Below are 19,534 nucleotides of genomic sequence, written 5' to 3'. Positions count from 1 at the left end.
TATGTTAAATTACCGATCGGGTATCAGGACTGCCGTGTCCTGTTGTATTGCTGCGCAGCATGGTAGCCGAAAATACCTGCAATGACGACGCTTTGGAGGGGAATGATGTCGCAGCCACCAAAAATTTTGCTGCTGTTTGCCCATCCGGAATCCCAGGATTCGGTCGCGAATAAGCTGTTATTACAATCCGCCCGCCAGCTCGGGCATGTCACCGTGCACGATCTTTACGCGCACTATCCTGATTTTTTTATCGATATTCATCATGAGCAGCAGTTGCTGCGCGAGCATCAGCTGATCGTGTTTCAGCATCCGCTTTATACCTACAGTTGCCCGGCTTTGTTGAAAGAGTGGCTGGATAGGGTGCTGACCCGCGGCTTTGCCAACGGGGTCGGCGGTAATGCGCTTGCCGGAAAATACTGGCGATCGGTGGTGACGACCGGCGAGCAGCAAGACGCTTACCGGTCTTCGGGTGTGAATCGTTACACGATGGATGACGTATTGAGACCGTTTGAAATGACGGCGACCATGTGCCACATGCACTGGCTGTCGCCGCTGGTGATTTACTGGGCCCGGCGCCTACCGCCGGATGTATTGCAAGAGCATGCCAGAGCCTATGGCGACTGGCTGGCGTCGCCATTTCCGCGTGGAGAATCCTAGCACATGGAAACCTCTTCTTTGCTGAATGCCGGCGTGCTGTTTCTGTTTGTTGCCGTGTTGATGGTGCCGATTGCCGCCCGTTTGGGAATCGGCGCGGTGCTGGGGTATTTGCTGGCCGGTATCGCCATCGGTCCGTGGGGGTTAGGCTTCATTCGTGATGTGGAAGCCATCCTGCATTTTTCCGAGCTGGGCGTGGTGTTCCTGATGTTTATCATCGGTCTGGAACTGGACCCGGCCAAGCTGTGGCGGCTGCGGCGTTCTATTTTCGGCACCGGCGCGGCGCAGGTGCTGTTGAGCGCCGCGGTGCTGGGCGGCGCGCTGTATCTGAGCCAGTTTTCCTGGCAGGCGGCGCTGATTGGCGGTATTGGACTAGCGATGTCTTCCACCGCCATCGCGCTGCAGCTGATGCGCGAAAAAGGCATGAACCGCAACGAGTCCGGCCAGCTCGGCTTTTCCGTGCTGCTGTTTCAGGACCTGGCGGTGATCCCGGCGCTGGCGCTGATTCCGGTGATGGCGGGCGTGCAGGGCGAGCTGGATGACTGGCGTCAGGTGGTGCTGAAGGTGGTGGCGTTCGGCGGCATGTTGATCGGCGGCCGCTATCTGGTGCGTCCGCTGTTCCGTTTTATCGCCGCCTCGGGCGTGCGGGAAGTGTTTACCGCCGCCGCGCTGTTGCTGGTGCTGGGCTCCGCGCTGTTCATGGACGCGCTGGGGCTGTCGATGGCGCTCGGTACCTTTATTGCCGGCGTCCTGCTGGCGGAAAGCGAATACCGTCATGAACTGGAAATTTCCATTGAGCCATTCAAAGGGCTGTTGCTGGGACTGTTCTTCATTTCGGTAGGGATGTCGCTCAATCTCGGCGTGCTGTACGCCAATATCCTGATGGTGTTGGCGGGCGTGGCGATCCTGGTGGTGGTGAAAGGGTTTATCCTGTACCTGCTGGCGCGGTTGTATGGGCTGCGTTCCTCCGAACGCCTGCAGTTCGCCGGGGTGTTGAGTCAGGGCGGTGAATTCGCTTTTGTGCTGTTTTCCTCCGCCGCCACCCACAAAGTGCTGAAGGGGGCGCAATTGCCGCTGCTGCTGGTGACGGTGACCCTGTCGATGATGGTGACGCCGATCCTGATGCAGTTGATCGACCGTATTCTGGCGCGCCGTTTCAATGCGCAGGAAGAGCCGGACGAAACGCCGTACGTTGAAAACGATGAGCCGCAGGTGATCGTGGTGGGATTCGGTCGTTTCGGGCAGGTGATCGCCCGTTTGCTGATGGCCAACAAAATGCGCATCACCGTGCTGGAGCGCGATATCAGCGCCGTCAGCCTGATGCGCAGCTACGGCTACAAGGTCTATTACGGCGACGCCACCGAGCTGGAGTTGTTGCGCGCCGCCGGCGCGGCACAGGCTCAGTCCATCGTGATTACGTGTAATGAGCCGGAAGACGCGATGACCATCGTGCATCTGTGCCAGCAGCATTTCCCTCACCTGGAAATTCTGGCCCGTGCGCGCGGCCGTGTGGAGGCGCACGAGTTTTTGCAGGTCGGTGTGACGCAGTTCTCGCGCGAAACCTTCTCCAGCGCGCTGGAACTGGGCCGCAAAACGCTGATCTCATTAGGGATGCATCCCCATCAGGCTTACCGGGCGCAACAGCATTTCCGGCGGCTCGACATGCGCATGCTGCGCGAACTGATGCCGCAGCGCCAAGGCGATGTGGCGCAGATTTCCCGCGTTAAGGAAGCCCGCCGCGAGCTGGAGGATATCTTCGAGCGCGAAATGCTGCGTGAGCGACGTCGACCGGACGACTGGGACGAACACTAGGCGCATTCGCGGCGTACCGCAGTATGCCGCGAACGCAGACCATCAGGATACATCAAGAAAGGGAGCCGGAGGGCAACCATGCGGAAACGTTTTATTGCCGGGGCGGTATGCCCGAAGTGCCACTCGCAGGATACGCTGGCGGTGGGGCGCGAGGGCGACGATGAGGTGGTGGTGTGCGTGCACTGCGGTTATCAGCAGAGCCAGTCGGAAACGCCGCCAAAAGCCGCCACCCCGCCTGCCGGCGAAATCATCGGCATGTTTCGCCCAGAATAGGGCGACACAAGCCTTAAGTCATTGCTGCCGGCCAGCTTTGCCGGGATAGTTTATCGCAGACAGTTTTTTTATCCCGGACAGTACATGGGGACGTTTTTCCGCTACAATTTGCGCAAAATCGATTTCCAACGCTAGGAGATATCATGAAAGTAGCAAAAGACCTGGTGGTCAGCCTGGCCTATCAGGTACGTACGGAAGATGGTGTATTGGTTGATGAGTCTCCGGTGAGCGCACCGCTGGACTATCTGCATGGTCACGGCTCGCTGATTTCCGGTCTGGAAAAAGCGCTGGAAGGCCGCGATGTGGGCGAGCGTTTTGACGTCAGCGTCGGCGCCAACGATGCCTACGGCGAATATGATGACAATCTGGTTCAGCGCGTGCCGAAAGACGTGTTTGTCGGCGTGGACGAGCTGCAGGTCGGCATGCGTTTCCTGGCCGATACCGATCAGGGTCCGGTGCCGGTAGAAATCACCGAAGTGCAGGACGATCACGTCGTGGTTGACGGCAACCACATGCTGGCGGGTCAGAACCTGAAATTCAACGTGGAAGTGGTCGCTATCCGCGAAGCGACGGAAGAAGAACTGGCGCACGGCCATGTACACGGCGCGCACGATCATGACCACGATCACGACGGTTGCTGCGGCGGCCACGGTCATGATCACGACCACGATCATGACCACGGTAAAGGCGGTTGCGGCGGTAACGGCGGCTGCGGTTGCCACCACTGATTTGCCCTTCCCCGAAAAGGCCGCGTTTGCGGCCTTTTTCTTTTTTGTGTCAGGGACTGAGTTGTCAGGGCACGATCGGCGCTTTGGTTTTTTGCAGCGAACGCATGAACGTGTCGTTCAGATGCAGGTGCTGTTCCACCAGTGTCGGCGGCGTGAGCGCCAGCCATTGATTCAGGGAGATGTCCGCGTAGTGGTCGCTCTTGAACAGTTCCAGAAAGCGTAGTGGCGTGGTGCCGGTGTTCTCCACATAGTGTCCCATAGCGAACGGCACATAACCGACGTCGCCGGCCCGAAAATCGAACGTTCGCGCCTGCCCGGACGAAGCAAATACCCCCATCCGTCCTTCCCCTTCGAGATAGTACTGCCATTCGTCATTGTTGGGGTGCCAGTGCAGTTCCCGCATCGCGCCGGGCTCCAGCTCCACCAGCGCGGCGGCGATGGTTTTGGACACTTTGAACACCGAGGAGTCGGTAATGCGCACCGTGCCACCCTTCATCTTGATTGGGGTTTGCGCCAGCATGCGGTGACTGAATGGGTTGGCGACCTGACCGGCGCCGCCAAACGCGCCTTTGTCGATCGACCCCGGCACCGGCGCGGCAAAGATGTACTCTTCGGACGGGCTGGGCAGATGGCTGAAGGTTTCTACCGGTACGCCGAAGTTTTTTGCCAGCACCTCCGGCGGTACATGTTTGAACCAGTCGCTAAGTAAAAAGGTGCTGTCTTCGTCGAAGTTACCGCTGTCAAACGCCAGCAGAAATTCACAACCATCCGGCCCCAATCCCTGAATCGAGTGCGGTACGCCGGGCGGGAAGTACCATAAATCGCCGACGCCCAGATCGTCGACAAACCAGCGTCCCTCGGCGTCGATGGCGGTGATGCGGGCATTGCCGTACAGCATATAAGCCCATTCGCCTTCCTTGTGCCAGTGCAGTTCACGGATGCCGCCGGCGTTGAGGCGCATGTCAACGCCGGCGATGGTGGTGGAAATTCCCAGTTCTCGCTGCGTCACCTGACGCGTCCAGCCGCCGCTGCCTTTGCGTATGTGTGCGTCGCTAAAAGAAAAACGCAGGTTGGGCAGAGTGCCGTTGTCGGTCAACGGCGGGTTGACCAGGTCCGGGTTCTGCGCTTGCCGCAGTGGGTTTTGCGGGCCGGGATCATTACCGCCCTGGCCGTTGCCGGTCCACGGAATGGCGTTGTCTTGCGCATGCAGTTTACCGGCGGCCAGCGCGACGGTTCCACCGACAGTAAACGCCATAAAGTTTCGACGAGTTAATGTATTCATTAGCGACTCCCTTGCTGAGTGATCGTGGTGTCATGATTGACGTGTGTATCATCCGAATGTGTTTTTCCGTGTGGGCACATCACTACCCACAGCCGGTTACAGTTAAACGTTATTTATTCTTGTGGTGGAGGGATGTCGTTTCATCCCTTTAGGGAAGGCGAGTTGTAAGGATGTGTTGGCAATAAATATAAATATAATTTATGTGTTTGCGGTGAGTAATGGTGAAAAAACAGGCTGGTTGATTTTTTGTTTAATTAATGTGTCTTTTTTGTTTTATGAAGAGCACGTTCTGATAAAAACAGCTTGGGCGGGTTGGTTGGGGGGATAAATCAGGCCGATGTGGTTCAGTCATACTCGTTTACACGTTGTGTACCCGTCCGGGCAAAACCGTCCATCATAAAAACCGCATCATCATGAAAACCCAACGCCTCCCGTGGGAGGCGTTGAAAGCACATCAGTCAGCGACGCCGGTTACTCTTTTCCCATCAGCATTGCGTCCTGCGGGGCATTGTCGCGCTGGGAACGCGTCATCAGGAAATAGCTGTAGCCCGTCAGCATCAGCACGATGAACAAGCCGCCAATCACCGGGTTAAACCACAGCATGGCTATCAGACACACCACGGACAGCGCCAGTGCGATAGCCGGGATGATCGGATAGCCCGGCGCATGGAAAGTACGATGCAGGCCCGGTTCGGTACGACGCAGGCGGAACAGACTCAGCATACTCATCATGTACATTACGTTGGCGCCGAACACCGCCATGGTGATCATCGCGGCGGTCAGGCTCATCCCCTGCAGGTTGATCCAACTGTCGCTGAAGATAGTAGCGATGCCAATCACGCCGCCGGTCAGAATGGCGCGGTGCGGCGTCTGAAAACGGGACAACTTCGCCAGACCGGCGGGCAGGTAACCGGCGCGGGCCAGCGCGAAGAACTGGCGGGAATAGCCGAGGATGATGCCGTGGAAACTGGCGATTAGTCCGAACAGCCCGATCCACACCAGCATGTGCATCCAGCCGGAGTTTTCACCCACCACGGCTTTCATCGCCTGCGGCAGCGGGTCGTTGATGTTGGACAGGGTGCGCCAGTCGCCCACGCCGCCAGCCATAATCATGACCCCGAGCGCCAGCACCACCAGCGTGATGATGCCGCTGATGTAGGCTTTGGGGATGGTGCGCTGCGGATCTTTGGCTTCCTCGGCGGCCATGGCGGCGCCTTCAATCGCCAGAAAGAACCAGATAGCGAAAGGAATGGCGGCGAAGATGCCGGAGATAGCCGGGCTGCCGAAATTATCGCTGCCGGCCCAGCCGTTGGCGACAAAGTGGCTGATGCTGAAACCCGGCGCCACCACGCCCATGAACACCAGTAGCTCAATGACCGCCAGCACGGTGACAAACAGTTCGAACATCGCCGCCAGTTTCACGCCCAGAATATTCAGCGTCATGAAGATTAGATAAGCCCCGGTGGCCGCGTAGCGCGGATCCAGCGACGGATACTGCACGTTGAGATAGGCGCCGATAGCCATCGCGATCGACGGCGGGGCGAAGACGAACTCGATCAGGGTCGCCATGCCGGCAATCAGGCCGCCGGTTTCGCCGAAGGCGCGGCGGCTGTAAGCGAACGGGCCGCCGGCGTGAGGAATGGCGGTGGTCAGCTCGGTAAAGCTGAAAATAAAGCAGGTATACATGGCGGCGATAATCAGGGTAGTGACGAGAAAGCCTAATGTTCCCGCCACGCCCCAGCCGTAGCTCCAGCCAAAGTACTCGCCGGAAATCACCAGACCGACGGCGATTCCCCACAGATGAAGCGTACCCAGGGTGGGTTTTAACTGCATTGTCATGACGCTCTCCCCTACAAGACGCGGGATGAAAACAGCCGGTTTTCATCACCCCTATTTATAAGAATCAGTTAGTTATAAAAACCATCGGGTTGTAACAACCGTTTGCTGTTGTCTGCGACGGGCACGCCCGCTAGGTCCGCATGTTTCGATAATGCCGCTGACGGTCGGCCGGCGACTTGACATCCGCGCGGAGATTTTTGCGCTCTGCGGTCAAACCGGGGGAATTCGACCGGGAGGTGTCGCGTACGGTCAATTTGCGGCATTGCGACGTCAAGCATCGTAACGGGAGTGATCACATCCTGAGAGCCGATCACCCGGATAGCACCCGGTCTGGCCCTCTTTGGATGAGATAACACGTATGGCAGAACAGGACATGGCAGAGCAGTACGATACCCTTGATAACACCACCCTGGACCAACTGGCCGCGCTGGCCATGACACGTTACCCACCTGCATTGCAGGGGCAGCTCGCCCTGCTGTGTCGTTCGGAAAACGCCACCTATCGGCTGGTCGCGGGCGGTAAACGTTACGCGATGCGCATTCACCGGCCTGGCTATCATCAGCGCGAGGATATTGCCGGCGAACTGTCCTGGCTGGATGCGTTGCGGGAAGAAGGGATTACGGTGCCGCAGGCGCTGACCGGGCTGGATGGCGAAACGGTGCAAACGGTGACGACGGCGGATGGCACGGTGCGCAATGTGGTGCTGTTTCACTGGATTGAAGGCGAGATGCCAACCACGGCAGTCGATGCCGCCGCCTTTGAACAACTGGGCGTGATCACCGCCCGTTTGCATCAGCACAGTCGCCGCTGGGTGCGTCCGAGCGGCTTTCGTCGTCTGGTCTGGGACCATGACACCATGGTGGGGGCGCACGGTCACTGGGGACGCTGGCAGGACGCGCCCAACCTGAAAGCGGAAGACCACGGCATCATCGAGGAAACGCTGGCGCAGGTGCGCGACGCGCTAACGCACTACGGCAAAGACAGCCAGCGTTATGGCCTGATTCACGCGGATTTGCGCCTGACCAATCTGCTGTTGCTGAACGGCGAAACCCGGGTGATCGATTTTGACGATTGCGGCTTCAGTTGGTATCTGCACGATTTGGCGGCGGCGATCAGTTTCGTGGAGCACCACCCCAGCGCGCCCGCGTGGGTGGAAGGCTGGCTCAGCGGCTATCAGCGCGTCTGTCCGCTTAGCGAGGCGGATCGGGCGGTGATCCCGTCGTTGTTGATCCAGCGTCGTATCCAGTTGATGGCCTGGGCGGGTTCTCATAGCCAAACCGAACAGGCGATCGGCCTGGGAGCGGACTGGAGCGATCACACCGTGCGGTTGTGTCGTCGCTATCTGGACAAGGAAGCGCTGCCGGTCGGCGCCTGAGCCGATCGTCGCGGCAACTGCACCACAACAGCGCACCGTGGGATCGCCGTGGTGCCGCTCTGTCTTACGACGCCAGTTAAATCAGTGACTTGTGAATGGTATGGAAATTGCAAGTCTATGATATTTCGTCGGTTGTGTGTGAGGCAGGAATCATGGAAACCACGTCTTTTCGGCTGCCGCCGGTCGCCGGGCTGCCCATCGGGCACCGGGGCGTTCTGGCCGCCGCCGCATCGGGCCTGACCGATTTTATCGGTGAAAAAGGCGGTGATGCGGACCGCATTCTGGGCATCAGCGGCATCAACCCCGAACTGCTGGCTTGCCCGACGCTCAGTGTCGGGCTGGTGAATTACTGCCGGGTGCTGGAGGAGGCCGCCCGCTATTCGGATTGCGATAATTTCGGGCTGCATTACGGCCGGCAGTTCAAGCCGCAGGCGCTGGGGTTGATAGGCTATGTTGGGTTATGCAGTGCCACTCTGGAGCAGGCATTGCATAACGTAGTCAATGCCTTTCCCTTTCATCAGCACGATACGCTGATCCGTCTGGTGGACAAGGGCGACTGCTGGCGTTTCGACTATCAGGTGCGTCACGGCGCCATCCTGCACTGCCGTCAGGATGCGGAACTGACGCTGGGGATGATGTTGAACCTGATTCGTCATGCGGCCGGCAAAAACTGGGCGCCGCGGGAAGTGCATTTTGAGCATCCTCGCCCTGAACAGTGGCATGAGCACTGCAAGGCGTTCGACGCGCCGGTTTACTTCGATCAACCGTTCAATTCTCTGCTGATCCCCAAACGCGACCTGATGCGAGCCATGCCGGATCATGATCCGCTGTTGCTGCTGGTGGTGCAGGATTCCCTGCGCCGGCTGAACAGCGACGTTCCCCAGCAGAGCGTGGTGGATATGGCGCGCGCCCGACTGCGTCAGGTGTTGCCGCAAGGCGAGCCGTCGCTGGAAGAGGTGGCGGAAAACATCGGTCTATCGAGCTGGTCGTTGCAGCGGCGGCTGAAAGACGAAGGCATTACTTTCACCCAACTGGTGGAGAAGGTGCGTTGCGAGATGGCGACCCATTATCTGCAGCAGCGTCAGCTGTCGATTTCCGAGATGGCGTTCCTGCTGGGTTACTCTGAGGTCAGCGCTTTCTCCCGCGCGTTCCGTCGCTGGTTCGGCATCAGCCCGCGGCAGTGGCGCAAGGCATAGTCTGTCGCGATCGGCGGGTCACGATGACCGGGTTAAGCGATGACAGGGTTAGGTCATACGACGACTGGGTTAATAGTGCGGCGGCGGCGTCTCTTCCGACTGAGACGCAATCATTGATGGCGATGTCGCCCGCAGTTTTTCGGTCATTAGCCGCAGTTGTTCGCGCAGCCTGACCATTTCCAGTTCGTGCTGCACGACGGTCTGGTTCAATTCTTCAATGGTGACCTCCTGAAAAGCCAGACGACTTTCCAGTAATTCGAGCCGTTGTTCCAGTGCTGACAGTGACATCTTTATTTCCTCCCGTGCAGTGTGCGCAGAGTGTGTCAGAAAGCGGAAAGTTCTGGTAGCAAAACCATACGCCGTCGGGCGTAAATCCTGGCATTCAGAATTTTTCGCTATCCGGTGCGGCGCGTCGTTGTATTGTCTTTGCGCGCAACGTTATAGTAGCTGGCGAAATGTTAATGTTGCCGGGGCATGGTGCTCCGAATGTTGGAGAGATGGATGAAATCACTGTTTAAAGTCACACTGCTGACGGCAGCCATGGGACTGGCGCTGAGTACGGGTGTTATGGCGGCGGACGCGGCCAAGACCACTGATGCCGCGGCGGCAACCTCTGCCCCAGCGGCAGCGGACGCAGCGAAAGCGGCGGCGGGCAAATTCAAGAGCGATGAAGAAGCCGCAGCATACGCACTGGGTGCGTCGCTGGGCCGCTACATGGACAACTCCCTGAAAGAGCAGGAAAAGCTGGGCATCAAACTGGACAAGCAACAGCTGATTCAGGGTGTTCAGGACGCGTTTGCCGACAAGAGCAAGCTGTCTGACGAAGAGATCGAGAAAACCCTGCAGTCGTTTGAAGGCCGTGTGAAAGAAGCCGCTCAGGCCAAAATGCAGCAGGATGCCAAAGACAACGCGGATAAAGGCACCAAATTCCGTGATGCCTTCGTCAAAGAAAAAGGCGTGAAGAAAACTGAGTCCGGCCTGCTCTATCAGGTAGAGAAGGAAGGGACCGGCGCGGCGCCGAAAGACAGCGATACCGTAGTAGTGAACTACAAAGGTACGCTGGTTGACGGTTCCGAGTTCGACAACTCCTACAAGCGCGGCGAACCGCTGTCTTTCCGTCTGGACGGCGTAATCCCGGGCTGGACCGAAGGCCTCAAGCATGTGAAGAAAGGCGGTAAGATCAAGCTGGTCATCCCGCCGGCGCTGGCTTACGGCGAAGCGGGCGTTCCGGGGATCCCGGCTAACTCCACGCTGGTGTTCGAAGTCGAACTGCTGGACATCAAATCGGATGCCGACGCTAAAGGCGCTGCGCCGAAAGCGGAAAAACCGGCTGACGACAAGGCTAAGAAAGCCGCTCAGTAATCGACTGACCGCCGCCGGTGGCGGCGTCGGCACGATGGTGATACCGCCTGCTCATCAGAGCCGGCGGTATTTTTTTGCCCTAACGGGCGGCGGTACTGCGTATGCCCGGCAACTGCATGTTGCGGGTGAACAGGAGCGAACCGGTCAGCCGGCGCCGTCCTCGTAGCAGATGATGCCATTGCTGTGGCGCTTGAAAACGACGCGGGCCTGCGTCCCGGTGCGGTCACGCCGGTTTTCCAGAAAGAACTCGCCGTGGTGCAACTGCACGATGCGGGTCACGATGCTCAGCCCGAGCCCGATACCGCCGTAGCGGGTATCCATACGTACAAACGCCTTGGTCAGTTCTCCCACCTGGGACTCGTTGATTCCCGGCCCCTCGTCCGCGACGACCAGTTCACAGCCGCCGTTGGAATAGTCGGTGATCCTGACGGTAATGGTGCTGTTTTCCGGGCTGTATCGGTAAGCGTTTTCCACCAGATTGCGCAGCAGTAACTGCAGTAGCGTCGCATTGCCCGGTACGGTTCCGGTTTGCGTGTCCGACCGCCAGTCGAGCTGCTGGTGACGTAGGGTCGCCATTTCCTCCAGCTCTTCCTGTTTTGGCGTAATCACATCGTCAACCAGGGACACCGACTCGTAGTGGCCGGCGGCGAGTTCGTTCCCGACCCTAGCCAGCAACAGCAACTGTTCGATGGTTTTAGTCAGATGGTCGACGCGTTTGATTAATGGCTGGCAGTCGATGTGGTGCACTTGCTCGTGCAATTCCAGGCTTAGCCGGATGCCGGCCAGCGGGGTGCGCAACTCATGCGCGACGTTCGAGGCGAAGAGCCGGTCGCGGCGCAGCGATTCGCTAAAGCGCGTAAACAGCTGGTTCATGCTGGCGATTACGGCTGCGACTTCGGTGAGATTGCTTTGTTGCTGGAGCGGTTCCAGATTTTCGGCGCTCCGATTTTGCAACTCCTGCTGCAGTTCGGTAAGTGGGCGTGTAAGACGACTGATGGCCTGTGCGCATATTAATAAGGTGGCGGTAACCATGACCAGGCCCGGCAGACTGAGAGCGGCTATCGCTTCATAAATCTCGAACTGGATATCGTCTTCGCGCGATTGCGCGGTCAGCGCCTGATTAACCAGCAGCTGAATTTGCTCCTTGCTCTCGTACCATAACCAAAACACGCTGATAAGCTGACAAATCAGCAAGATACAACCAAGCGTCAGGATCAGCTGCTTCCTGATGCTGGTGGTGCGATCCGGAAGAGAACGGGGGATGAGCCTCATGTCTGATCACCCTTGGTCAGCAGATAGCCGAAACCGCGCAGGGTCTTAATCCGATTTTTGCCGATCTTCTGCCTCAGGTTGTGGATATGCACTTCCAGCGAATTGGAGGAGGGGTCGTCGTCCCAGCTGTAAAGGTCCTGATGCAGCACTTCGCGGTGTACCTGTGAACCGGCCTTGAGGATCAGCCGGGACAGAATGGCGAACTCTTTGGGGGTCAGGACGATGGGTTTATCGTCCAGCATGACCTGTTGATTGTTGAGATCGAGCGTGATGTTGTCTACCCGGATCCAGCTGTCGCTGGATCCCTGATGGCGGCGGATCAGCGCGCGGACCCGCGCCTGAAATTCGCTCAGCGCAAAGGGTTTTATCATGTAATCGTCTGCGCCGACGTCCAGCCCGGTAACGCGATCGTCCACCGTGTCGCGGGCGGTCAGGATTAACACCGGTTGCTGGTAGTGGTTCCGCCGCCAGCGGTTTAGCAGGGTGAGGCCATCTTCATCCGGCAACCCCAGATCCAGCACCACCAGGCTGTAGTGGGCGCTGGTGATCAGGGCATCCGCTTCTTTGGCGGTGGAAGCGCAATCGCAGACATACCCTTCGTTGCGCATCGCCTGCAATAATCCTTCCTGTAACAACGTATCATCTTCAACAATCAAAAGTTTCATGAAGTGCCCCGACACGGTTGAAGAATATCAAGCGGCGCCTGATATTCCGCTGTCGCAATGTTAAACATGCCCAGAACGGTATGGAACAGATTGTCCTGGGAAAAACGTTGCTGACCGGCCTGCTTGCGCATGCAACTGTCGTCGATGGAAAACTGTTGCTGATAGCCGCCGGAAAGCCACATCAGCATCGGGATATGAGTTTGTTGTGTGGGCGCGACCGCGTACGGCATGCTGTGCAGGTAAATCCCGTCTTCGCCCAGTGACTCGCCGTGGTCGGAAAGATAAACCAAAGCGGTGTTAAATTTATCCTGATGCCCTTTCAAGACATTAATTGCCTTATCAACAATATAGTCTACGTAGAGAATCGTATTATCGTAAGTATTGATTAATGATTCTCGCGAGCATGTCTGGATCTGATTGGTATCGCAGGTTGGGGTGAATTTTCGAAAGGCGTCGGGATAGCGCTGATAATAGGCCGGCCCGTGGCTGCCCATCGTATGCAGCACAATGATGCCGTCGTTGTTCAACTGATTGATGTAATCTTCGACGCCGCTGAACAATGCCTCGTCATGGCATTCCCCATCAATGCACTGGCCGGGCAGATTCAGCGCGGTGATATCCGTGCTCGGCACGCGATCGCAGGCGCCTTTGCAGCCGCCGTCGTTCTCCTGCCAGCGCACGTTGACGCCGGCGTGCTGCAGCACATCCAGCAATCCTTCCTGATGGGCGGCCAGTTGTTCATCGTAGCCGGCGCGCGGCATGTTGGAGAACATGCAGGGAACGGAAACCCCGGTAGAGGTGCCGCAGGACGCCGTCTGACTGAAATAGATCACATTGTCGTTGGCCAGCCGCGGGTTGGTGGGTTTGCTGTAGCCGCCGAGCGAAAAATTCTCGGCACGGGAGGTTTCCCCCACCACCAGAATCACCAGATTCTTTTTGGCATCGTCATTCGGCAGCGGCTTTTTATGCGCATCCAGCCCAATTTGCACCAGCGGTAAATTGGCTTGCGCGTGATGACGGTAATAGGAAATGTTGGCGAAAATAATATTGCTGGGGGTCAGCGATTTCACCAGCTCCTTATTATTTCGCATCAGCGAGGCGTAATCCTTATAGAAAAAGGTGGCGACCAGCAGAATGGCGACAATCGACATCAGGATGCTGAAGCAGCGGGAGCCAATCGCTATCCAGCTTATCGGCGTCGGTTTGATTTTAACCCACAGCGCGCCCAGCGCGGGAACAAGGCCCAGCAGCGTCAACCAGAGCAGGTACTGCGGCGTCACCAGCGCCATCGATTCCGCCATGTTGGTTTCAAACACGTTTTGCATCATGGTGCGGTCGATGATGATGCCGTAGTTGATCATGAAATATTGTACCGCCGCGCCGCCCACCAACAGCAGGGCGACCACGCCCTGACGCAGCCAGGAAATCGCCAACAGGGTGAACAGAATATTCAGTACCGCGAAAATGACGACGGGCATGGTGGCCAGGAATAATCCATCCCGCCAGGTGTTGATAGCGACCAGATGCGAAACCTGGCGGTAGTAGGCGATATTTTGTATCAGGGTAATGAAGGCAGCGAACACCAGATTATAGGTAAAGCTGCTCCAGACCGGGCGGGAGAGGCGAGACATTTTAAACATTGCGGATAGCCATCCATGCGGGGGAAATATGATGTGTCGCACTCTAAACCGCATAAATTAAATCAACCTTAAGAGAGGTGACGCTGGTCCGGCCATGAAATACAAAGGACGACGCAAGGGTTATTTGATAGACTGATAATCCTGTCAATACGATGATAAATGACGTTGAGGGTGGTGCCTGCCATGTCTACTTCGCTTGTTACTGGCGAATCCAATGACCTTGATTTGCTGGACCAGCGTCCGTTCACGCAGACGGATTATGAAATCCTGAAATCGTATGAAGCAGTGGTCGACGGTCTGGCGATGCTGATCGGCGATCATTGCGAAATCGTGCTGCACTCGCTGGACGACCTGAAATGCTCGGCGGTCCGTATCGCCAATGGCGAGCACACCGGACGGAAAATCGGCTCACCCATTACCGATCTGGCGTTGCGCATGCTGCACGATATGGCAGGCGAAGACAGCAGCGTTTCCAGAGCGTATTTCACCCGCGCCAAAAGCGGCGTATTGATGAAGTCGGTAACCATCGCTATCCGCAACCGCGAACAGCGCGTGATCGGGCTTTTGTGCATCAATATGAATCTCGACGTCCCCTTCTCGCAGATCATGCAAACCTTTATGCCGCCTGAAATCAAGGAAGTGGCATCCTCCGTCAACTTTGCGTCTTCGGTGGATGAGCTGGTGGCGCAGACGCTGGAATTCACCATCGAAGAGGTGAACGCCGATCGCAACGTCTCCAACAATGCCAAGAACCGCCAGATTGTGCTCAATCTCTATGAGAAAGGCATCTTTGATATCAAGGACGCCATCAATCAGGTGGCCGACCGGCTGAATATTTCCAAGCACACCGTCTACCTCTATATCCGTCAGTTCAAGAGCGGCGACTTCAGCGGGCACGATCGTTAATGCTGAGTTACTGCCTGCTGGTGACCGGGCCCGCCTATGGCACGCAGCAAGCCAGCAGCGCGTTTCAGTTCGCGCAGGCTTTGCTGACGCAAGGATATCGGCTGCAGAGCGTTTTCTTCTACCGTGAAGGGGTGTTGAACGCCAACCAGCTTACCGCGCCGGCCAGCGACGAGTTTGATCTGGTGCGGGCCTGGCGGCAACTGGCGCAGACCCATCAGGTGGAACTCAATGTATGCGTGGCGGCGGCGCTGCGTCGCGGCGTGACTGACGCGCAGCAGGCGGAACAGTTACAGCTGGCGGGGGCGAATCTCCAGCCGGGGTTTACCCTGAGCGGATTAGGCGAACTGTCGCAGTCGGTACTGCGCTGCGATCGCGTCGTTCAGTTTTAGCCGCAGGGGAATAAGATGAAGCGAGTTGCTTTCGTATTTACCCAGGCGCCTCATGGTTCGTCTGCCGGTCGGGAAGGGCTGGACGCCTTGCTGGCGATGTCGTCGCTGACCGAGGATATCGGGGTTTTCTTTATCGCTGACGGCGTGTTCCAGCTTCTCCCAAACCAGCGGCCGGATCTGATCCTGATGCGCAACTATATCGCCACCTTCGGGGTGCTGCCGTTGTATGACGTTGAACGCTGCTATGTCTGCGAGGCGTCAGCGCGTCAGCGTGGGATCCCGGCGGAAACCCGCTGGGTGCTGGATGTGGAGCCGCTGGCGGCCGATGCGCTACGCGCCACGCTGAACACTTACGATACCGTCCTGACTTTTTGACCGGTGACCCCATGCTGCATACTCTGGCTCATTCACCTTACCATACCGACCTGGATGCGCTGCTGCGCAACGTCGGCGACGGCGATGCCATTCTGCTGCTGCAGGACGGCGTGATTGCCGCGCTGGCCGGCACGCCCGGCGGCGAGCGTCTGTTATCCTCCGGCGCGACAGTGCATGCCCTGAAAGAGGATGTTGAGGCTCGGGGCCTGATTGCGCAAATTTCCACCACAATTGTGTTGATTGACTATACTGAATTTGTGCAATTAACTGCCCTGCATTCCCGGCAACTGGCCTGGTAATTTCGCCTTTTTGTATATTTCTTGACTCCTTACCCGGCCAGCCCTAAAATTCTGCGTCCTCATACTTTGCCTCTGTGTTGGTATGGGGTGATTTATTACGTGTTTACGAAGCAAAAACCAGGAGCTTTTTGAATGGCAACAATTAACCAGCTGGTACGCAAACCGCGCTCCCTGAAGGTTGCTAAAAGCAACGTTCCGGCGCTGGAAGCCTGCCCGCAGAAACGTGGCGTATGTACTCGTGTATATACCACCACCCCGAAAAAACCGAACTCCGCACTGCGTAAAGTATGCCGTGTTCGTTTAACTAACGGTTTTGAAGTTACCTCCTATATCGGCGGTGAAGGTCATAACCTGCAGGAACACTCCGTGATCCTGATCCGTGGCGGTCGTGTTAAAGACCTGCCAGGTGTGCGTTACCACACCGTACGCGGCGCGCTGGACTGCTCTGGTGTTAAAGACCGTAAGCAATCCCGTTCCAAATACGGCGTGAAGAAGCCCAAGGCTTAATGGTTCTCCGTTAAGTAAGGCCAAACGTTTTAACTTTAATGTCAAACTAAACTCGTAGAGTTTTGGACAATCCTGAATTAACAACGGAGTATTTCCATGCCACGTCGTCGCGTCATTGGTCAGCGTAAAATTCTGCCGGATCCGAAGTTCGGATCAGAACTGCTGGCTAAATTTGTCAATATCCTGATGGTAGATGGTAAAAAATCTACCGCAGAAGCAATCGTCTATACCGCGCTGGAGACCCTGGCTCAGCGTTCTGGTAAAGACCATCTGGAAGCCTTTGAAGCAGCACTGGACAACGTGCGCCCGACTGTCGAAGTTAAGTCGCGCCGTGTTGGTGGTTCTACTTATCAGGTTCCAGTTGAAGTTCGTCCGGTTCGTCGCAATGCTCTGGCTATGCGTTGGATCGTTGAAGCTGCTCGTAAACGCGGTGATAAATCCATGGCTTTGCGCCTGGCGAACGAACTTTCTGATGCAGCAGACAACAAAGGTACTGCTGTGAAGAAACGTGAAGACGTTCACCGTATGGCTGAAGCCAACAAGGCGTTCGCTCACTACCGCTGGTAATCCCTGCGTAGACGTTAATAACCCGGCGGGCGCTTCAAAGGCTGACCCGCCCGGGTTTACTACTTTGAACGCCCTAGGAATAGAGGAAACAAATGGCTCGTACAACACCCATTGCGCGCTATCGTAACATCGGTATCAGCGCACACATCGACGCCGGTAAGACCACTACTACTGAACGTATTCTGTTCTACACCGGTGTGAACCACAAAATCGGTGAAGTTCATGATGGCGCCGCCACTATGGACTGGATGGAGCAGGAACAGGAGCGTGGTATCACTATTACCTCCGCTGCGACCACTGCCTTCTGGTCCGGTATGGCTAAGCAGTATGAACCGCACCGTATCAACATCATCGACACCCCGGGGCACGTTGACTTCACCATCGAAGTAGAACGTTCCATGCGTGTTCTGGATGGCGCAGTCATGGTTTACTGTGCGGTAGGTGGTGTTCAGCCGCAGTCTGAAACCGTATGGCGTCAGGCAAACAAATATAAAGTTCCGCGTATCGCGTTCGTTAACAAAATGGACCGTATGGGCGCGAACTTCCTGAAAGTTGTTGACCAGATTAAAGTGCGTCTGGGTGCGAACCCGGTTCCGCTGCAGCTGGCGATTGGCGCAGAAGAAAACTTCACCGGTGTTGTTGACCTGGTGAAAATGAAAGCCATCAACTGGAATGATTCTGATCAGGGCGTGACCTTCGTTTACGAAGATATTCCGGCCGACATGCAGGATCTGGCCGACGAATGGCATCAGAACCTGATCGAGTCTGCAGCAGAAGCTTCTGAAGATCTGATGGAAAAATACCTGGGCGGCGAAGAGCTGACCGAGGAAGAAATCAAGAAAGCACTGCGTCAGCGCGTACTGAGCAACGAAATCATTCTGGTTACCTGTGGTTCCGCGTTCAAGAACAAGGGCGTGCAGGCAATGCTGGATGCCGTTGTCGATTACCTGCCGGCACCGACCGACGTACCGGCAATCAACGGTATTCTGGACGACGGTAAAGATACGCCGGCTGAGCGTCACGCTAGCGATGATGAGCCGTTCTCTGCACTGGCGTTCAAAATCGCAACCGACCCGTTTGTGGGTAACCTGACGTTCTTCCGTGTGTACTCCGGCGTGGTTAACTCCGGCGACACCGTGCTGAACTCAGTAAAATCTGAGCGTGAGCGTTTTGGTCGTATCGTTCAGATGCACGCCAACAAACGTGAAGAGATCAAAGAAGTTCGCGCAGGCGACATCGCAGCTGCGATCGGTCTGAAAGACGTGATCACCGGTGACACCCTGTGTGACCCGGAAAACCCGATCATTCTGGAGCGTATGGAATTCCCGGAACCGGTTATCTCCATCGCGGTAGAACCGAAAACCAAAGCCGACCAGGAAAAAATGGGTCTGGCTCTGGGCCGTCTGGCGAAGGAAGACCCGTCTTTCCGCGTATGGACTGACGAAGAATCCAACCAGACCATCATCGCTGGTATGGGTGAACTGCACCTCGACATCATCGTTGACCGTATGAAGCGTGAATTCAACGTGGAAGCGAATGTTGGTAAACCGCAGGTTGCTTACCGCGAAGCGATTCGCGCTAAAGTTACCGATGTTGAAGGTAAACACGCCAAGCAGTCTGGTGGTCGTGGTCAGTACGGTCATGTTGTTATCGACATGTACCCGCTGGAGCCGGGCTCGAATCCGAAAGGCTACGAGTTCGTCAACGATATCAAAGGTGGTGTGATTCCTGGCGAATACATCCCGGCCGTTGATAAAGGCATCCAGGAACAGCTGAAAGCCGGTCCGTTGGCTGGCTTCCCGGTAGTTGATCTCGGCGTGCGTCTGCACTTCGGTTCTTACCATGACGTTGACTCCTCCGAGCTGGCGTTTAAACTGGCCGCTTCTATCGCCTTTAAAGCGGCGTTCAGTAAAGCGAAACCTGTTCTGCTTGAGCCGATCATGAAGGTTGAAGTAGAAACGCCGGAAGAGAACACTGGTGACGTCATCGGTGACCTGAGCCGTCGTCGTGGTATGCTGCGTGGTCAAGAATCCAACGTTACTGGCGTTGTGATTCACGCTGAGGTTCCGCTGTCTGAAATGTTCGGATACGCAACCCAGCTGCGTTCTCTGACCAAAGGTCGTGCTTCTTACTCCATGGAGTTCCTGAAGTACGATGATGCGCCGAACAACGTTGCCCAGGCCGTTATTGAAGCCCGTGGTAAGTAATTCGGGTTTAACAACACATTGATCCCGTGCTCTCTCCGTTAGGGGAGAGCATTTGAGTAAGGAATATAGCCGTGTCTAAAGAAAAATTTGAACGTACAAAACCGCACGTCAACGTCGGTACTATCGGCCACGTTGACCATGGTAAAACTACTCTGACCGCAGCCATCACTACCGTTCTGGCAAAAA

At 56.6% G+C, this 19,534-nt stretch carries 21 protein-coding genes; 15 read left to right on the top strand and 6 right to left on the bottom strand.

Going from position 1 to position 19,534, the window contains the following annotated elements:
* The first annotated feature begins 105 nt into the window (after window positions 1-105).
* The 4 genes from kefG (at window position 106) to slyD (ending at window position 3,467) form a co-directional block, all read left to right on the top strand.
* Window positions 106-657, top strand: a complete 552-nt coding sequence (gene kefG / locus DXXMK7_RS19230) for a glutathione-regulated potassium-efflux system ancillary protein KefG (protein WP_038665004.1) — start codon at window positions 106-108, stop codon at window positions 655-657.
* Window positions 658-660: 3 nt separating this feature from the next.
* A complete protein-coding gene (kefB, locus tag DXXMK7_RS19225; protein ID WP_038920411.1) occupies window positions 661-2,466 on the top strand; it encodes a glutathione-regulated potassium-efflux system protein KefB in 1,806 nt (601 codons plus the stop codon).
* Between the two features lie 78 nt (window positions 2,467-2,544).
* The gene (locus DXXMK7_RS19220) at window positions 2,545-2,739 is read left to right on the top strand and encodes a YheV family putative zinc ribbon protein (protein WP_038920410.1); all 195 of its coding nucleotides are present in this window, start codon (window positions 2,545-2,547) and stop codon (window positions 2,737-2,739) included.
* Window positions 2,740-2,882: 143 nt separating this feature from the next.
* Entirely contained in the window at window positions 2,883-3,467 is a 585-nt protein-coding gene (gene slyD / locus DXXMK7_RS19215; RefSeq protein WP_038920409.1) for a peptidylprolyl isomerase, read from the top strand.
* A 64-nt stretch (window positions 3,468-3,531) separates the two neighbouring features.
* Here the strand turns inward: slyD and DXXMK7_RS19210 are convergent, their stop codons facing one another.
* Both DXXMK7_RS19210 and eat read right to left on the bottom strand, forming a co-directional pair.
* Window positions 3,532-4,749 (bottom strand): oxalate decarboxylase family bicupin, encoded by a 1,218-nt coding sequence (locus DXXMK7_RS19210; protein ID WP_038920408.1) that lies wholly within the window; start codon window positions 4,747-4,749, stop codon window positions 3,532-3,534.
* A 471-nt stretch (window positions 4,750-5,220) separates the two neighbouring features.
* Window positions 5,221-6,588: an ethanolamine permease gene (gene eat, locus DXXMK7_RS19205; RefSeq protein ID WP_038665023.1), complete on the bottom strand. Its 1,368-nt coding sequence runs from the start codon at window positions 6,586-6,588 to the stop codon at window positions 5,221-5,223.
* A gap of 358 nt (window positions 6,589-6,946) precedes the next feature.
* Between eat and DXXMK7_RS19200 the strand changes: the two genes are divergently transcribed.
* Complete coding sequence (locus tag DXXMK7_RS19200) at window positions 6,947-7,963, top strand: phosphotransferase enzyme family protein (protein WP_038920407.1); 1,017 nt, start codon at window positions 6,947-6,949, stop codon at window positions 7,961-7,963.
* Between the two features lie 152 nt (window positions 7,964-8,115).
* Window positions 8,116-9,159: an AraC family transcriptional regulator gene (locus DXXMK7_RS19195; protein WP_038665028.1), complete on the top strand. Its 1,044-nt coding sequence runs from the start codon at window positions 8,116-8,118 to the stop codon at window positions 9,157-9,159.
* A 69-nt stretch (window positions 9,160-9,228) separates the two neighbouring features.
* Here DXXMK7_RS19195 and DXXMK7_RS19190 read toward each other — a convergent pair whose 3' ends face one another.
* The gene (locus DXXMK7_RS19190; protein WP_038665031.1) at window positions 9,229-9,447 is read right to left on the bottom strand and encodes a protein SlyX; all 219 of its coding nucleotides are present in this window, start codon (window positions 9,445-9,447) and stop codon (window positions 9,229-9,231) included.
* Between the two features lie 213 nt (window positions 9,448-9,660).
* Here DXXMK7_RS19190 and fkpA point away from each other — a divergent pair, with 213 nt between their 5' ends.
* Complete coding sequence (gene fkpA, locus DXXMK7_RS19185; RefSeq protein WP_038665034.1) at window positions 9,661-10,521, top strand: FKBP-type peptidyl-prolyl cis-trans isomerase; 861 nt, start codon at window positions 9,661-9,663, stop codon at window positions 10,519-10,521.
* A 144-nt stretch (window positions 10,522-10,665) separates the two neighbouring features.
* On the opposite strand, the gene pmrB is transcribed toward fkpA, so the two are convergent.
* Genes pmrB through eptA form a run of 3 tightly spaced genes read right to left on the bottom strand, consistent with a single transcriptional unit; the run spans window position 10,666 to window position 14,098 of the window.
* Window positions 10,666-11,793 carry a two-component system sensor histidine kinase PmrB gene (pmrB, locus tag DXXMK7_RS19180; protein WP_038920405.1) on the bottom strand — a complete coding sequence of 376 codons (1,128 nt, stop codon included), beginning with the start codon at window positions 11,791-11,793 and terminating at the stop codon, window positions 10,666-10,668.
* The gene (pmrA, locus tag DXXMK7_RS19175) at window positions 11,790-12,458 is read right to left on the bottom strand and encodes a two-component system response regulator PmrA (protein ID WP_038920404.1); all 669 of its coding nucleotides are present in this window, start codon (window positions 12,456-12,458) and stop codon (window positions 11,790-11,792) included. Before pmrA ends, pmrB begins: the two co-directional genes overlap by 4 nt.
* Window positions 12,455-14,098 (bottom strand): phosphoethanolamine transferase EptA, encoded by a 1,644-nt coding sequence (gene eptA / locus DXXMK7_RS19170; RefSeq protein WP_038920403.1) that lies wholly within the window; start codon window positions 14,096-14,098, stop codon window positions 12,455-12,457. Before eptA ends, pmrA begins: the two co-directional genes overlap by 4 nt.
* A gap of 183 nt (window positions 14,099-14,281) precedes the next feature.
* Here eptA and DXXMK7_RS19165 point away from each other — a divergent pair, with 183 nt between their 5' ends.
* From DXXMK7_RS19165 to DXXMK7_RS22145, 8 genes are all read left to right on the top strand, one after another.
* Window positions 14,282-15,004 carry a transcriptional regulator gene (locus DXXMK7_RS19165; RefSeq protein ID WP_013319711.1) on the top strand — a complete coding sequence of 241 codons (723 nt, stop codon included), beginning with the start codon at window positions 14,282-14,284 and terminating at the stop codon, window positions 15,002-15,004.
* Window positions 15,004-15,393 (top strand): sulfurtransferase complex subunit TusD, encoded by a 390-nt coding sequence (tusD, locus tag DXXMK7_RS19160; protein WP_038920402.1) that lies wholly within the window; start codon window positions 15,004-15,006, stop codon window positions 15,391-15,393. Before DXXMK7_RS19165 ends, tusD begins: the two co-directional genes overlap by 1 nt.
* Window positions 15,394-15,408: 15 nt before the next feature.
* Complete coding sequence (tusC, locus tag DXXMK7_RS19155) at window positions 15,409-15,768, top strand: sulfurtransferase complex subunit TusC (protein WP_038920401.1); 360 nt, start codon at window positions 15,409-15,411, stop codon at window positions 15,766-15,768.
* Window positions 15,769-15,779: 11 nt separating this feature from the next.
* Window positions 15,780-16,067 carry a sulfurtransferase complex subunit TusB gene (gene tusB, locus DXXMK7_RS19150; protein ID WP_038920400.1) on the top strand — a complete coding sequence of 96 codons (288 nt, stop codon included), beginning with the start codon at window positions 15,780-15,782 and terminating at the stop codon, window positions 16,065-16,067.
* Between the two features lie 132 nt (window positions 16,068-16,199).
* Window positions 16,200-16,574 carry a 30S ribosomal protein S12 gene (gene rpsL, locus DXXMK7_RS19145; protein WP_012768095.1) on the top strand — a complete coding sequence of 125 codons (375 nt, stop codon included), beginning with the start codon at window positions 16,200-16,202 and terminating at the stop codon, window positions 16,572-16,574.
* Between the two features lie 96 nt (window positions 16,575-16,670).
* Window positions 16,671-17,141 carry a 30S ribosomal protein S7 gene (gene rpsG, locus DXXMK7_RS19140; protein WP_013319707.1) on the top strand — a complete coding sequence of 157 codons (471 nt, stop codon included), beginning with the start codon at window positions 16,671-16,673 and terminating at the stop codon, window positions 17,139-17,141.
* 92 nt (window positions 17,142-17,233) lie between these two features.
* Window positions 17,234-19,348 carry an elongation factor G gene (gene fusA / locus DXXMK7_RS19135; RefSeq protein ID WP_038920399.1) on the top strand — a complete coding sequence of 705 codons (2,115 nt, stop codon included), beginning with the start codon at window positions 17,234-17,236 and terminating at the stop codon, window positions 19,346-19,348.
* A 71-nt stretch (window positions 19,349-19,419) separates the two neighbouring features.
* Window positions 19,420-19,534, top strand: a 115-nt coding sequence (locus DXXMK7_RS22145; protein WP_021280608.1) for a GTP-binding protein, incomplete at its 3' end; no start/stop codon positions are given.

The sequence above is a fragment of the Dickeya sp. MK7 genome, assembly GCF_000406305.1.
GTDB lineage: Bacteria > Pseudomonadota > Gammaproteobacteria > Enterobacterales > Enterobacteriaceae > Dickeya > Dickeya fangzhongdai.
This window is presented reverse-complemented; position numbering and strand designations above follow the sequence as displayed.